At 33.7% G+C, this 15,315-nt stretch carries 18 protein-coding genes; 11 read left to right on the forward strand and 7 right to left on the reverse strand.

Translation table 11 applies throughout. The features are described 5' to 3' along the window. Positions 1–326: 326 nt before the first annotated feature. The 5 genes from SH09_RS02480 (at position 327) to SH09_RS02500 (ending at position 5,427) form a co-directional block, all read left to right on the forward strand. Positions 327–1,286, forward strand: coding sequence for an NAD-dependent epimerase/dehydratase family protein (locus SH09_RS02480; protein WP_042738038.1), 960 nt, complete (start codon positions 327–329; stop codon positions 1,284–1,286). Between the two features lie 417 nt (positions 1,287–1,703). Continuing rightward, entirely contained in the window at positions 1,704–2,744 is a 1,041-nt protein-coding gene (locus SH09_RS02485) for an NAD(P)-dependent alcohol dehydrogenase (protein ID WP_042738039.1), read from the forward strand. A gap of 250 nt (positions 2,745–2,994) precedes the next feature. Continuing rightward, positions 2,995–4,071 carry a branched-chain amino acid aminotransferase gene (locus SH09_RS02490; RefSeq protein WP_042738040.1) on the forward strand — a complete coding sequence of 359 codons (1,077 nt, stop codon included), beginning with the start codon at positions 2,995–2,997 and terminating at the stop codon, positions 4,069–4,071. Positions 4,072–4,257: 186 nt separating this feature from the next. Beyond that, positions 4,258–4,950, forward strand: a complete 693-nt coding sequence (locus SH09_RS02495) for an HAD family hydrolase (protein WP_042738041.1) — start codon at positions 4,258–4,260, stop codon at positions 4,948–4,950. Positions 4,951–5,037: 87 nt separating this feature from the next. Beyond that, positions 5,038–5,427, forward strand: a complete 390-nt coding sequence (locus SH09_RS02500) for a hypothetical protein (RefSeq protein ID WP_042738042.1) — start codon at positions 5,038–5,040, stop codon at positions 5,425–5,427. A 69-nt stretch (positions 5,428–5,496) separates the two neighbouring features. Here SH09_RS02500 and SH09_RS02505 read toward each other — a convergent pair whose 3' ends face one another. Together SH09_RS02505 and SH09_RS02510 are read right to left on the reverse strand one after the other, a co-directional pair. Then, positions 5,497–6,159 (reverse strand): deoxynucleoside kinase, encoded by a 663-nt coding sequence (locus tag SH09_RS02505; RefSeq protein WP_042738043.1) that lies wholly within the window; start codon positions 6,157–6,159, stop codon positions 5,497–5,499. After that, on the reverse strand, positions 6,152–6,769 hold the full coding sequence (locus tag SH09_RS02510) for a deoxynucleoside kinase (protein WP_042738044.1): 618 nt from the start codon (positions 6,767–6,769) through the stop codon (positions 6,152–6,154). Before SH09_RS02510 ends, SH09_RS02505 begins: the two co-directional genes overlap by 8 nt. A gap of 62 nt (positions 6,770–6,831) precedes the next feature. Here SH09_RS02510 and tadA point away from each other — a divergent pair, with 62 nt between their 5' ends. The 3 genes from tadA (at position 6,832) to SH09_RS02525 (ending at position 8,882) form a co-directional block, all read left to right on the forward strand. Beyond that, positions 6,832–7,323, forward strand: coding sequence for a tRNA adenosine(34) deaminase TadA (tadA, locus tag SH09_RS02515; protein WP_042738045.1), 492 nt, complete (start codon positions 6,832–6,834; stop codon positions 7,321–7,323). 100 nt (positions 7,324–7,423) lie between these two features. Further along, positions 7,424–8,296: a Cof-type HAD-IIB family hydrolase gene (locus SH09_RS02520; RefSeq protein WP_042738046.1), complete on the forward strand. Its 873-nt coding sequence runs from the start codon at positions 7,424–7,426 to the stop codon at positions 8,294–8,296. A 19-nt stretch (positions 8,297–8,315) separates the two neighbouring features. Beyond that, positions 8,316–8,882, forward strand: a complete 567-nt coding sequence (locus tag SH09_RS02525; protein ID WP_042738047.1) for an NADPH-dependent FMN reductase — start codon at positions 8,316–8,318, stop codon at positions 8,880–8,882. 228 nt (positions 8,883–9,110) lie between these two features. On the opposite strand, the gene SH09_RS02530 is transcribed toward SH09_RS02525, so the two are convergent. From SH09_RS02530 to SH09_RS02550, 5 genes are all read right to left on the reverse strand, one after another. Next, on the reverse strand, positions 9,111–9,446 hold the full coding sequence (locus SH09_RS02530; protein ID WP_042738048.1) for a transcriptional regulator, SarA/Rot family: 336 nt from the start codon (positions 9,444–9,446) through the stop codon (positions 9,111–9,113). Positions 9,447–9,505: 59 nt separating this feature from the next. Continuing rightward, positions 9,506–10,015, reverse strand: coding sequence for a helix-turn-helix transcriptional regulator (locus SH09_RS02535; protein WP_126542145.1), 510 nt, complete (start codon positions 10,013–10,015; stop codon positions 9,506–9,508). An 804-nt stretch (positions 10,016–10,819) separates the two neighbouring features. Next, on the reverse strand, positions 10,820–11,698 hold the full coding sequence (gene folE2, locus SH09_RS02540; protein ID WP_042738050.1) for a GTP cyclohydrolase FolE2: 879 nt from the start codon (positions 11,696–11,698) through the stop codon (positions 10,820–10,822). A 14-nt stretch (positions 11,699–11,712) separates the two neighbouring features. Continuing rightward, the gene (gene bshB2, locus SH09_RS02545; RefSeq protein WP_042738051.1) at positions 11,713–12,378 is read right to left on the reverse strand and encodes a bacillithiol biosynthesis deacetylase BshB2; all 666 of its coding nucleotides are present in this window, start codon (positions 12,376–12,378) and stop codon (positions 11,713–11,715) included. A 12-nt stretch (positions 12,379–12,390) separates the two neighbouring features. Further along, entirely contained in the window at positions 12,391–12,750 is a 360-nt protein-coding gene (locus SH09_RS02550; RefSeq protein WP_042738052.1) for a YojF family protein, read from the reverse strand. 371 nt (positions 12,751–13,121) lie between these two features. On the opposite strand from SH09_RS02550, the gene nagB reads away from it, so the two are divergent. The 3 genes from nagB to hxlB all read left to right on the forward strand — a co-directional run bounded on the left by nagB (position 13,122) and on the right by hxlB (position 15,154). Then, entirely contained in the window at positions 13,122–13,862 is a 741-nt protein-coding gene (gene nagB / locus SH09_RS02555) for a glucosamine-6-phosphate deaminase (RefSeq protein ID WP_042738053.1), read from the forward strand. A gap of 108 nt (positions 13,863–13,970) precedes the next feature. Continuing rightward, a complete protein-coding gene (gene hxlA, locus SH09_RS02560) occupies positions 13,971–14,603 on the forward strand; it encodes a 3-hexulose-6-phosphate synthase (protein ID WP_042738054.1) in 633 nt (210 codons plus the stop codon). A gap of 2 nt (positions 14,604–14,605) precedes the next feature. Continuing rightward, positions 14,606–15,154 carry a 6-phospho-3-hexuloisomerase gene (gene hxlB, locus SH09_RS02565; RefSeq protein ID WP_042738055.1) on the forward strand — a complete coding sequence of 183 codons (549 nt, stop codon included), beginning with the start codon at positions 14,606–14,608 and terminating at the stop codon, positions 15,152–15,154. Positions 15,155–15,315: the final 161 nt, after the last annotated feature.

The following is a 15,315-nucleotide window of genomic DNA, read 5'->3' on the forward strand; positions in this document are numbered from 1 at the left end:
GAAAGTATAATTTTGAAAAATAAAACGTTCTAACTTAACTTAAAGTCAAGAAATGATAAGCTATAGCTAGATATAAGAATTTTGAAACCGTCAAAATCCATTTGCTTTGAATGGCTGTTGACGGTTTCTTTATGGTGAAAATTAGGTTCAAAAAATAGAAAAGTGGTAATTTAAGTAATGAGTAATATTTCACTAAAATCCATAACTTTTGTACACTCATAGTATACAAAATCATTCATATATACTATAATGAGGTTAATAATAACTGTTTTGTACACATGGAGAATACATTACAATTTCTGTAATATACAAGGGAGATAATTACTATGAAAAAAATTATGATTACTGGGGCTTTAGGTCAGATAGGGACGGAACTTGTTGTGAAATGTAGAGCATTATATGGAAACGATAATGTATTGGCAACTGATATCAGAGAACCAGAAGCTGGCTCACCAATTATGGATGGACCATTCGAAATTTTAGATGTTACAGATAAAACGCGTATGTATCAATTAGTGGAGTCTTTTCAACCTGATACGTTCATGCATATGGCGGCATTACTTTCTGCGACTGCAGAGCAAAATCCATTATTTGCGTGGGAACTTAATATGGGTGGTTTAATGAATGCATTAGAAGCGGCTCGTGAATATCAATTACAATTCTTTACACCTAGTTCTATTGGAGCGTTTGGACCATCGACTCCAAAGGTAAATACACCACAATTTACTATTCAACGTCCAACTTCAATGTATGGTGTGAATAAAGTTGCAGGTGAATTGTTATGTCAGTATTACTTTGATAAATTTAATGTTGATACACGTAGTGTTAGATTCCCAGGGCTAATTTCACATATTAAAGAACCTGGTGGCGGTACGACTGACTACGCGGTTGATATTTATTTTAAAGCTGTGCGTGAAGGACACTACACTAGTTATATTGCGAAAGACACATATATGGATATGATGTTTATGGACGATGCCATTGATGCAATTATTCAGTTGATGGAAGCTGATGGTGTGAAATTAATCAACCGTAACGCTTATAATTTAAGCGCGATGAGTATTGAACCAGAAATGGTTAAAGCAGCTATTCAAGAATATAAACCTGAATTCACATTAGATTATGATGTGGACCCTGTGCGTCAAAGTATTGCTGATAGTTGGCCAAACAGTATAGATGTAAGTTGTGCACGTGCTGAGTGGGGGTTCAATCCTAAGCGTGATTTACAAAAAATGACTGAGATTATGTTAGAAGCGATTGAGAAAAAAGAAAAAGTAAGTCAATAAGGTTTATTAACTTTAAATAATAATGTACAACTTTAAAATAGTATTAAAGTCAGATGATATCACTGCGTATATAAGGTTATGAATACGTAGAAAGTATGAGGGACATTGTGTCTCAAATTAGCGAATGAACGTCAATTTCTATTCTAGTTATAGAGATTGACGTTTTTGTATTTTATTCTTGTTGTAATGAATAGAGGTACGATTTGAATATTATCAATTTCTTTTATATGTAACATATCTCATATGAGTTGTTTTTCGAATCCTTTTAAATAAGTGCTGTATAGTGTAATAAAATACAAAATTCATAGCATAATCAAAGTCACTTTAATTGACCTAGAGTTCACTCCAGGACATATCATAGTAAATGAAGAATATGATTGAGATATTCTATTGTTTAAGCACTGGAGGAATTAAAATATGATAAATGCTAAAGCAAGAGCGGTAAGTGGTCCGGATTCTAATTTTTACGCAACTGAAATTGAAAGAAGAGACCTTGATACACATGATGTATTAATAGAAATAAAATATGCTGGTATATGTCATTCTGACATTCATACTGCACACGGAGAATGGGGACCTGTACATTATCCGCTAGTGCCTGGTCATGAAATCGCAGGTATTGTTAAAGCAGTAGGTACTGAAGTAAGTAAATATCAAGTTGATGACCGTGTGGGTGTAGGTTGTATGGTAGATTCCTGTGGCGAATGTGAACATTGTCGAAATGGTGAAGAACAATACTGCTTAAAAGGTAATGTTGGCACATACGCGGGAACAGATAGATATGGAGAACCTACTCAAGGTGGTTATTCAACTCATATCGTAGTCCATGAAGACTTTGTCTTGAGAATACCAGATAATATTGGTCTGGATGTTGCAGCGCCATTATTATGTGCAGGTATTACAACGTATTCACCACTAAATCATTGGAATGCAAATTCAGATAAAAAGGTAGCAGTAATTGGTATGGGTGGTCTTGGTCATATGGCTGTTCAAATTGCACATGCAATGGGGGCAGAAGTGACTGTTTTATCTCAAACCTTAAATAAAAAAGAGGATGGCTTGAAATTAGGTGCTACACACTACTATGCGACAAATGATACAGCGACCTTTGAGAAACTTGCAAGTTCATTTGATTTAATTATTAATACAGTTAGTGCAAATTTAAATTTAGATGAATATCTACGTTTATTAGCATTGGACGGTACTATTGTTAATGTTGGTGCGCCTGCTGAACCAATTTCATTACGTGTTGCTAACTTAATTGGTCATCGCCGATCATTTGCTGGTTCAGCAATTGGTGGTATTAGAGAAACACAAGAAATGCTTGATTTTTGTGCACAACATCAAATAGAACCACAAATTGAGTTAATTACAGCGGATGATATTGATAACGCATATGAAAGAGTATTGGCATCAGATGTTAAGTATCGCTTCGTAATAGATACAAGTACGATGTAATGGATATTTCAGTTACTTAGTAAATTGGACACAGGTTGAGACATTTTTAATGTTTCAGCCTGTTCTTTTTCTTTTAATAAAAATTGTTATATCTTGCTTTGATATATTAAAATTGCTACATACAATTGAATTGATTTTTATTTATTAATAATTGATATATTTTAAATTTTTTGAAAATTATTGAACAGCGTATCTGCTATTGGTATAATTTAGTATAAATACTTTAAATGAGCATTGGGAGGAAAGAATCATGTCAGAAAAAATTAAATTTGTACAACGTGAAAACTTAAAAGAAAAACCGGATCCTAGTGATTTAGGTTTTGGGAAATACTTCACTGATTATATGTTAAGTTTCGACTATGATATTGATCAAGGATGGCATGATTTACAGATTGTGCCTTATGGGCCAATAGAAATTTCACCAGCAGCACAAGTGCTTCATTATGGACAAGCAGTGTTTGAAGGATTAAAAGCCTATAAGCATGAGGGAGAGGTAGATTTATTCCGACCTTCAGAGAACTTTAAGCGTATCAATCATTCATTAGCTCGTTTAGATATGCCTGAAATTGATGAAGCATTATTACTTGAAGGATTAAAGCAATTGGTAGACGTAGAAAGAGACTGGGTACCAGAAGGTGAAGGACAATCATTATATATTCGTCCATTTGTATTTGCAACAGAGGGTATCTTAGGCGTACGTCCTTCTTACTCTTATAAATTATTAATCTTATTATCTCCATCAGGTTCATATTATGGTGGCGCTTCATTACAACCAACTAAGATTTATGTTGAAGATGAATATGTGCGTGCCGTAAGAGGTGGCGTCGGACATGCCAAAGTGGCTGGTAACTATGCAGCGAGTTTACTCGCACAAACAAATGCTGCAGATCAAGGTTATGACCAAGTACTTTGGTTGGATGGTGTTGAACAGAAATATGTTGAAGAAGTTGGAAGTATGAACATTTTCTTTGTTGAGAATGGTAAGTTAGTTACGCCAGAATTAAATGGTAGTATCTTACCTGGTATTACACGTAAGACAATTATCGAATTGGCTAAAAAGTTAGGCTATGAAGTTGAAGAGCGTCGTGTATCAATTGACGAACTTATTGAAGCCCATAATAGTGGTGCTTTAACAGAAGTATTTGGTACAGGTACAGCAGCTGTAATCTCACCAGTAGGTAAATTAAAGTATGAAGATACTGAAATTGTGATTAATAATAATGAGACTGGTGAAATTACGCAAAAATTATATGAAAACTATATTGGTATCCAAAGTGGTAAATTAGATGATCCAGAAGGTTGGAGAGTTGTAGTTCCAAGATATTAATATGAATTATAATATGAAGGCTTGCTCGGGTGTGTATGACTCGAGCAAGTCTTTTTTATAACAAAGTATAGAATTAGCTGCAATTATTTTATTATTTCAAATTCAACATTTGTTTCATTAGTGAAAAATATATTAAAATAGTAAGCGTTGGTATTAAGAGTTAAAAATACAGGAGCTGTTAACGAGATGGAATGGATATTATTCGATAAAGATGGTACTTTGATATATTTTGATAAAAGTTGGATGAAAATCGGTTTACAATTAGTCGATGATTTTTTGACAACATATAAAGCTGATATTACTGATGTTGATACAGCTTACGAATCATTAGGTGTTATTGATGGTGAGATACAACCTGGAACTGTTATGGCATCAGGCGCTTTGGATGAAATGATTGATGCATTCTGCGAAATCGCTGGCCAAGATGTATCAACATGGGCGCAACAACGCAGCCAAACATTGGTGGATCAACGTGTGCCAGAAAATGAATTAGTTGAAGGGATCGAACAGACACTTGAGACGCTAAAGCAACGTGGATATAAGTTAGGTATTGTCACAAGTGATTCGAAGATTGGTGTTGATCAATTTTTAGAAGTAACAAAATTTGATCGCTTTTTCGATTTGATTATTTCAACGGAAGCAGATGCAGTTGAAAAACCAAATCCTGAAGTACTAAACCCTTTATTCTATAGATATGATGTAAAGCCAGAAAATGTTGCGATTGTTGGAGATAATGCGAATGATATTCAAACTGGTATTAATGCGAAGCTAGGATTGAAAGTTGCAGTATTGACAGGTGTTGGTTTGAAAGAAGAATTAACACAAGCGGATTATATCGTAGATAATGCTAATGAAATTATAAACTTAATAAATCGATAGGCGCCGTACTTAAATTATGTCATAATATACTCAACGTATATTATGGCTTTTTTATTTAAAGCATATTTGAATAATAGGGGTGGTAGGATGATAGATGGTAAGTATGCTGACTACAAAGGCGAGACATATAAAGTTGTAGAAATTATCAGTCAAGAAGTCGTACTAGTAACAGAAGATAATCATGCAGTAGAGCATGGTTTTGAAGCACAAACTACGCATCACTCAAATCATACATTGTACTTTAAACAAGTGCCGAGAACAGACTTGGATGAATTATATGAGTTATTTCAAGAAGCACGTTATGAGGGCTCAGTATTTGATCTCTATCAAGATACAGAGGGCGATTATTATATCGGCACAGAAGATGAAGATAAAGCAAGTACATTTGGTTTAACTAAAACGGATACGGATTATTTTAGTAAATATGTAACAGAAGAAGAAATCGAGAAAATTATTTACCGTAGTCATATTGAATAATAAAAAAATCGAAGCATGACGACATCATATCACTTGCCGTATGCTTCGATATATTTTTCTAAACGATATTTAACGTTGGTCAACTTTGCGATAAGCTTCGATTGCATTGCGTATCTTATCAATAATTGGATCTAACGTATCAGGTGACTCGTGTAAATCGTATTCATTGATATTTACACGCACAACAGGACATGCATTGAACTCATTAATCCAGTCGTCATAACGTTTAAAGAGCTTTTGCCAATAGGCATGATCTGTCTCAATCTCCATTTGACGACCACGACGTTCAATTCGTTCGATGACCTCGTCGTAATCACATTCTAAGTAAATGAGTACGTCTGGTTTTGGAAAGTATGGTGTCATAACCATAGCATTAAATAATTCTGAGTAGGTATTGAAATCTTCCGGACTCATCGTACCTTGTTCTTCGTGCATTTTTGCGAAAATATCTACATCTTCATATATGGAACGGTCTTGTATAAATCCGCCACCATATTCAAACATGCGCTTTTGTTCTTTAAAGCGTTCTGCTAAAAAGTAAATTTGTAAATGGAAACTCCAACGTTCAAAATCGTTGTAAAATTTATCTAAGTATGGATTTTGATCTACATTTTCAAATGATGTTCTAAAGTTGAGACGTTCAGCTAATGCTGTTGTTAAAGTAGATTTACCCACACCAACTGTACCTGCAATTGTGATGACGGCATCTTGAGGGATTCCGTAATTATTCATTATTTGTTCCTCCAATCAATGGTTCAATCATTTCTAATATATATTGATAGTGCTCATTGTAATTAACAAAATCCAAATCAGTAGTGTCGATGCGAATTACACGTTGACCTTCAGCTTTCAACGATTCGTAATAATCTTGGTAATCACGCTTTAAGTTAATTAAATAATTATCTTCTATTTGATGTTCAAAGCTTCTGTTACGATGAGCGATGCGCGATTTTAATGTTTCTAATTTAGCATCTAAAAAGATAATGACGTTTGGCATCTCCAAATCTTCAGTTAATATATCATAGATACGAGAAAACTTTTCAAACTCTTTTGTTGTTAGTGTATTGCTCGCAAATATTTTATTTTTGTGAATGTGATAATCGCTAACGATACCGGAATGCATTTTGGCAATATCCTGAAATTGTTTGTAGCGATTACATAGAAAGAACATTTCAGTTTGGAAACTCCATTTTGAGATATCTTCATAAAAATCAGAAAGAAACGGGTTTTCAGAAATGATTTCTTTTTCTTCGTAATAATTAAGTGACTGACTAAGTTTGTGTGCTAATGATGATTTGCCAACACCGATTGGCCCTTCAATAGCTATAAAAGGTTTTTTCATATTTACCGCTCCAATGTTAAAATAGACAATAAGTATTGTACCATATATAAGGTGTGTGACACATGACAACTGATGAATATTATATGAATTTCGCAATTACAGAGGCTGAAAAAGCGGGGGCAATGGGAGAAGTACCCATAGGAGCAATTATTGTTTATAATGATGAAATTATTGCGCGTGCCCATAATTTAAGAGAGCAAGCACAAATGCCGACTGCTCATGCTGAACACATAGCTATAGAACAAGCGGCTGCCCAAATAGGAAGTTGGAGATTAGAAGATTGTACATTGTATGTAACTTTGGAACCATGCGTGATGTGTTCTGGAGCAATCGTAATGAGCCGAATTCCTCGCGTAGTATATGGAGCAAGTGATCCTAAAGGAGGGTGTGCTGGCAGTTTGATGGATTTATTACAAGAAGCGCGATTTAATCACAGAGCGAGCGTTACTGCTGGTATTTTAGAGGAGCAATGTGGCACGTTATTGAAGCAATTTTTCAAGCAATTAAGAAATAAGAAAAAAATAGACCAATCGGCGGATAATACAAATAGTTAAACTTTTGTTAGAATATAATTATGTTACAAAATTATGTCTAAAAAATTGAGTGTGTAGTTAAATTTGTAGTAATGATAATAGAGGGAAATGAGGAAAACGAATGATAAATCTAATTGCAACAGATATGGATGGTACATTATTAAATGCGGCACATGAAATTTCAGAGGAAAATATTCAAGCCATTAAATACGCACAATCGTTAGGTATTACAGTTGTTATAGCGACTGGTAGAGCGTTTTATGAAGCGAATACGCCTGTGAACCAGACGGATTTAAAGGTGCCATATATTTGTTTGAATGGCGCGGAAGTTAGAGACGAATCATTTAATATAATGAGTACATCTAATTTAAACCGTGAATTGATAAACAGAATTACTGAAGAATTAAATCATGAGGATGTTTATTATCAAGTTTACACGAACTTGGGTATTTATACTGAAAATCCCCAAAAAGATTTAGATATATATATTGATATTGCAGAGCGAGCTGGTCAAACTGCTGATGTTGAAAAGATTAAGCAAGGCATACAAAAACGTATTGATAACGGTACGTTAAAGGTAGTAGAGAATTATGACAAGATTGAAAAAACACCGGGTGAAATTGTCATGAAAATATTAGCGTTCGATAGTGATTTATCAAAAATTGAACGTGTCAGTCGTAAATTAGCTGAATCAGGTAGTTTGGCTGTTTCTTCATCTTCAAGAGGCAATATTGAAATTACACACTCTGATGCACAAAAAGGAATTGCTTTGGAGACTATTGCAGAGCGTCTCAACATCGATATGCAGAATGTAATGGCTATTGGTGACAATTTAAATGATGTGTCAATGTTAGAACGTGTTGGCTATCCAGTAGCTATGGATAATGCAACAGAAGAAGTTAAACAAGTGGCTAAATATGTAACAGAAACAAATGAACAAAGTGGTGTAGGTAAAGCCATTATGAAATTAATACAAGAAAATAACGAGAAATAATATAGAGGTGAATGAATCAATGAAAGGTTTAATTATTGTAGGAAGTGCAAAAATAGGTTCTCATACTACAGCTTTAGCTCATTTTTTAAAGGGACATTTCGAAGAACATGATTTTGAAGCAGAAATATTCGATTTAGCTGAGCGTCCAATCCATCAATTAGACGTATCAGGTGCATCAAATCCAAGTGAAGACTATAAACAGAATTTACAAGACTTACAAAGTAAGGCAAGAGAAGCAGACTTTTTCGTCTTAGGTACTCCGAACTATCATGGTTCATATTCAGGTATCTTAAAGAATGCATTAGATCATTTAACTATGGATGACTTTAAGATGAAACCTGTTGGATTAATTGGTAATAGTGGCGGTATCGTAAGTTCTGAACCATTGTCACATTTAAGATTAATCGTACGTACATTATTGGGAATTGCAGTACCTACTCAAATTGCAACGCATGATACAGATTATAATAAATTAGATAATGGTACACTTTATTTAGATAATAGTGAATTCCAATTAAGATCTAAATTATTCGTTGATCAAATTATTTCATTTGTTAAAAATAGTCCATACGAACATTTAAAATAAATCATACAAACTGATGACTTATTTAATGTGTTAATAGATGACGAGCAAGCATAAATTTGCTAAGTGACACGTATTAACGAAAATAATTAAAAGCACTTCCGTTAAATACATTTTAAGACAATGTATCAAAACGGAAGTGTTTTTTTTGATGTAAATAATTGTATTTTAAAATTATAGTTATCAAGATGATGAGTATGTTTAGTAATGATGTTTGTACATCGTTGATTTTTAATTATCTGCAAGTATAGACTGCACGATATAGTGGTATTGTTCGAGTGTCTGTTTAATTTTAGTTAAATTAATATCATTTAATATAATAAGTCGCTCATCTGAATCATTACGGACTTTTGTTAAATATCCAGAGTTGATTAAATGATTCAATTGTACTGAGAAGGGCATATTACGATTGAATAAGATTTGCTTTAATTCTGTGGAATCTAGTTGTGTTTTATTTAACTGATATAACTTGTCTAGAATAATGATATCTGCGAATGTAAGTTGAAGATTTTGTTTAATAATTTTTTTGATAAGTTTTCTTCTTTCTTCGTAATTAATGAAATTCATATTCAACACCTCAATATTAAAATAGTTATATTGCTATGTATGATGCAATGAAGTTATATTTATCTATCAGTTACAGGGCGAACAATTTCATGAGGGGAACAGTGATGAAATCTTTGGAAATGAGCAATGTAATCTTGATGTGATTTGAAATTATACTTTTCCCAAAGTTGTTCTGAAGGGCGTCCTCTAGATAATTCGCATGTCGAGGCATGTATTTTACAGCCTAAAATATACTCAGATAGTGGGCAGGACATAAATGTTGAAAATTCACGCGATAGGTAACTATAGTTTAAGTAATAGCGTTGTGCAAACCAAAGACAACTATGTTTATCAGTTGAACATTGATTAATGTGCTTGACGATTGCTTCAATAATAGCACTATTTGAAGTTGTAACATCGGCAGCTTTATGATGTACATCTACATGGAAAATATACTGAATCAATTGGTTCAAAGCAGTTTGAATCATCGTTGAATGATGTGCAATTTCAGCAGTTACAACTGTATTGAATTGTTGCTCAATTGTATTAGGTGACGGTGGAGGTTGCTTGACGATTTGTTCTAAGTTCAAATTACGAGTTACTTCATGATAATAGAAATTGTTAAAAGTCAAACGCACTAATGTGCCAGTAAAGTCAATTAACTTAAAATTGTCGTAATCATGGACCCAAAATAATTCCTTCTCCTGATATTTTATTAAACAAGTGTCGTTTAAAATAGTTAAATTGCCATCTAATAAATAATAAATATTTACAAAATATAGTGTACGCAAATCTTTACTTGGTAGTTCTTTGTTATTGAAATAATGTATTTGAAAGTCAATGTCTGAAATCTTTTACTCACTCCTATTTATAAATATTCCGGAATTAGATTAGTTAAATTTTAATATGGAAGAGGTATATTGAACATCGAAAAAATTTAAAAAGTGACACATGTTTTTTTAATATTTAATGTTAATATGCTACGGTTTGTAGCAATATTTAAACAGGATTTGTAAAAAAATTGACTTATTAAGCAATAAGGGGGAGTGGATTCTTAAAAAACGAGGTGCTGTTTATTCAAAGTTAATGGTTTTTATTAATTATAGTCGGTATCGGTGTGGATTGAATAAATGTTAACAATTCTAAATAGAGGTAGTTGAAGCGGTATGGTTTGCATAAATAATTCGTTTATATATATTGTGTATGTTGATTGATGTCATATCTCTTAAATTAAAGGAATAAAAAAACACTTCCGTATACATGCTCAGTTAATGAGTGTAACGAAAGTGTTGCTTTATATTTGGCCTGTAAACTGCGTCGATTATTTAACGAGTTAATATAGTTATTATCTGTCATTTATTTATGACACATATTAATTAAAGCGTGATAACAGATTACTTTCTATATTTAAGCTTTGCAAATGCATCGTGTTGATGAATTGATTCTTCATTACGACATTCAATATCAAAGCCATCTAACCAATCAAAACCAACTAAATCTGCTGCGATAAGACGAATTAAATCTTCTACAAAGCGAGGATTTTCATAAGCACGTTCGGTAACGCTTTTTTCGTCAGGACGTTTCAAGATTGGATAGAGAATTGAACTCGCATTTGCTTCCATTGCATCTAAGATTACATCTTTGAAATCGTCATTTAATATGACATCTTTATTTAGATACGCTTTTACAGTAACAATACCTCTTTGGTTGTGAGCTGAGTATTCACTGATTTCCTTTGAGCAAGGGCAAAGTGTTGTTACTGCAGCTTCAATCGTAATTTCTTTACGTGTAACGTCCTTTTCATCAATAGCGATACCATACGTTACATCAGCATGACCTACAGCTTTAATTTGTGTAACTGGGCTATAACGGTCGAAGAACCATTTTGCAGAAACATCTAATCCGGCTGAAGATTGATTCATGCTTTCTTGTAAGCTACGTAATACATGATATAAAGTATCAAAATTCAACTCAATACCATTGTGATAATGCTTTTCCACACTTTCCAATATACGGCTCATGTTAATGCCTTTTTCATCTTGGTTTAAGCTTGTTGAAAAGCTGAAGTTTCCAGCAGTTTGGAAACGGTCCACGTGAACGGGATAAACTAAATTCTTAATGCCTACTTCTTCTATTTCAAACAAGAAATCTTTATGCGTACTTTGTAAGTCTTTCATTTTTTCTTTAACGGTTGGTTTAGTACCTTCGACAGGATCGACAGAACCAAAGTGTTTCCATCGACCCTCTCTCGTTGATAAGTCAAATTCAGTCATGCTATTTCCTCCACTTAAGATTCAAAGTTATAAGTCCAATAAGGTTCTACTTCTAAGAAGCTCTTTACTTGTCCAGATACATCAGGTGTTGCAAGTTGCTCTAAGAATGGACCTGTTTGTGATGCGTGTGCTTCAAATGCGCGTAGTTTTACCTCTTTATAATCACTGATCTCATTTAGAATGTCAGGTTCACCAAGTTTTTCTTTTGCGTCATTGCTAAATGCTACGAGTTGTAAGCGTGGTCGATCTTCTTTTGCCATACGTCCTACAGTTCTAACTACCGCTTCTGCAGTAGCTTCATGATCTGGATGCACAGCAAATTTAGGATAGAATGAGATAATTACGGATGGTTGTAATTCATCTATTAAAGATTTTACCATGGTATCCATCTCATCGTGTGGTTCGAATTCCACTGTTTTATCGCGTAATCCCATTTTTCGTAAATCGGTAATCCCAATTGCTGCCATTGCATTTTCTAATTCTTTTTCCCTAATATGTGGTAATGATTCTCGTGTTGCAAAAGGTGGATTCCCTAAGTTACGCCCCATTTGTCCTAATGTCAAGCATGCGTAAGTAACTGGGATGCCATTGTCTATATAACGTGCTAGTGTCCCAGCAGATGAGAACGATTCATCATCTGGATGTGGGAAGATTACTAATACGTGGCTTTCCTCTGTCATGATTCGCCCTCCTTAAACTTCAAATGGTTGTGTACTAATTTCTAATGCAGCAGCGAGTTGCCCTTCATAGTTAAAGCCTGCTAATAGAAATTCACCATTGTCATTTACTTCATAATGCGTTAATCCTTGAACATAAACCCAACCGTTGTTAACGAGCTTTAATCCAACTCTGTATGGATCCTTTTCTCCGCCTTTAAGTTGTGCATGTTCATAAGTCACTTGTATATTACGTAAAAATGTTCCTGCGTTAAATACACGTTGATCGAAATGTGCAGCATAAGCACCGTTCGTCGTTTCTACATGTATATATACTGGTTTATTTTCATATGATGAAAGTAGCGTCTGTACTTGTTCAACATTAATTTGTTCCAAAATTTTGCCTCCTTGCCATTAGAAACGGACATTACAAAATTCAATTATAGTCATTGCGTATTGCAAAATAATTTAGAATATAGAAGTATATCTTCTAGTGTAAACGGACTTGTATACATTTTCTACTAGTAATGTGAATTTTATCTCTAACAATCCTACTTTATTAATGATTATCTTCCTATTTTACTAAAAACAGTAACAGAAATGTAACTCTCTGCTCAATTATTCGCAAAGAATTTTAAGTTTTTAATGATAATCTGTGAAAAAGTGCTTATTCTGTTAAAAATCAACAATATTCTATAGTATAGGAATCGACAAGTGCTTCTTAATTTGTTGCAGAATGATATAGCATTTTAATGGAGGGAATTGGTATGAAAATTACAAATTTAGGTACGCGTTCATATGCATCATTTTACGTAGCGTGTGAATTATATAAACAAATGAGTCAACATCCCCACAGTAAACTTGGTTTAGCAACGGGAGGGACAATGGTTCAAATTTATCAATATTTAGTCGATTTATTACACAAGAATCAGTTAGACGTTTCACAGATTGAAACATTTAATTTGGATGAATATGTCGGACTAGATGCTAAACATAAAGAAAGTTATCACACATACATGAGGGATCAATTATTTAGTCGATATCCTCACTTCGATGCATCATTGATCCATATTCCACAAGGAGATGCATCCGATTTAACAATAGAAGCAACTAGGTATGAAAATTTGATAAATCAACAAGGACCAATTGATATTCAAATACTAGGCATAGGAGAGAATGGTCATATTGGATTTAATGAACCTGGAACAGATATTAATAGTCCAACACATATCGTCAATCTAACAGAAAGCACCATACAAGCTAATAGTAGATACTTTGCTGATGAGAATGAAGTACCTAAACAAGCAATTTCGATGGGTTTAGCAACGATTCTCAAGGCTAAGAGAATTATTTTAATTGCTTTTGGTGAGAAAAAAAGGGCAGCCATTGAGGCATTAACTAACAATGAAGTAGACCCAGAGGTACCAGCAACTATCTTACATGCACATCCTAATGTAGAAATATATGTAGATGATGATTCAGCACCGAGAATTGAACCGGTCGTTTAATAGAAATAACTAAGGGTAAACAGATGATGTGTAAAGTTAGATAATTAATGTTTAAATGTAATGTGTAAGTAGATAAACACATTTATTACAATAGAAGGGATGATTATATTGGAATTACAACTAGCAATTGATTTATTAAATAAAGAGGATGCTGCAGAATTAGCAAATAAAGTTAAAGATCATGTGGATATCGTAGAAATTGGTACACCTATTGTAATTAATGAAGGTTTACCAGCTGTAAAACATTTAAGCGATAATATTGATGGTGTGAAAGTTCTAGCTGACTTAAAAATTATGGATGCTGCAGATTATGAAGTGAGCCAAGCGGTTAAATATGGTGCAGATGTAGTTACAATTCTTGGTGTAGCTGAAGACGCTTCAATCAAAGCAGCTGTTGAGGAAGCACACAAACATGGTAAACAATTATTAGTAGATATGATTGCGGTACAAGATTTACAAAAACGTGCGAAAGAACTTGATGCACTAGGTGCAGATTATATCGCTGTCCATACTGGTTATGATTTACAAGCAGAAGGTGTTTCTCCGTTAGATAGTTTACGTCAAGTTAAATCAGTAATTAGCAATTCAAAAGTAGCTGTAGCAGGTGGAATTAAGCCAGAAACAATTAAAGATATCGTGGCTGAAGATCCTGACCTAATTATTGTTGGTGGCGGCATTGCAAATGCTGATGACCCTGTTGAAGCTGCAAAACAATGTAAAGCGGCTATTGAAGGAAAATAATAATGACTGAAATTACAAACTACCGTTTAATACTTGATGAACTTGATAACACATTATCGCATGTGAAAGATAGTGAAGCGGAGACATTTTTAAAGCAAATCATTAAAGCAGAACAGGTATTTGTATCTGGAAAAGGTCGTTCAGGGTTTGTAGCGAATAGCTTTGCAATGAGATTAAATCAATTGGGTAAGGTAGCACATGTTGTTGGTGAGTCAACGACACCTTCTATTACTGACAAAGATATATTTGTTATTATTTCGGGTTCTGGTTCTACAGAACATTTAAGATTATTAGCAGATAAAGCGAAATCTGTCGGTGCAGAAGTTGTATTATTAACAACAAAACCATCATCTCCAATTGGTGACTTAGCAAATGCGATTATTGAACTTCCAGCAGGTACAAAGTATGATGCAGAAGGTTCAGCACAACCTTTAGGAAGTTTATTTGAACAAGCGGCACAAATTTTCTTAGACAGTATTGTCTTAGACTTAATGAGTGCATTGAAAGTTGACGAAGAAACAATGCAACAAAATCATGCAAACTTAGAGTAAGTTACAAATGTAAAATTGCATTGTAGTAATGACTTATATATTATTTAAATAAGAAGAAATAGGTGACGCTAAATCATCGACGATTAAGTTGGTGGTTTAGCGTTATTTTTTTATGCAAGGTGTATTTACTCGACATAAATGGGAAACTATACCACTTTTAT

Source organism: Staphylococcus gallinarum (assembly GCF_000875895.1).
Lineage (GTDB): Bacteria > Bacillota > Bacilli > Staphylococcales > Staphylococcaceae > Staphylococcus > Staphylococcus gallinarum.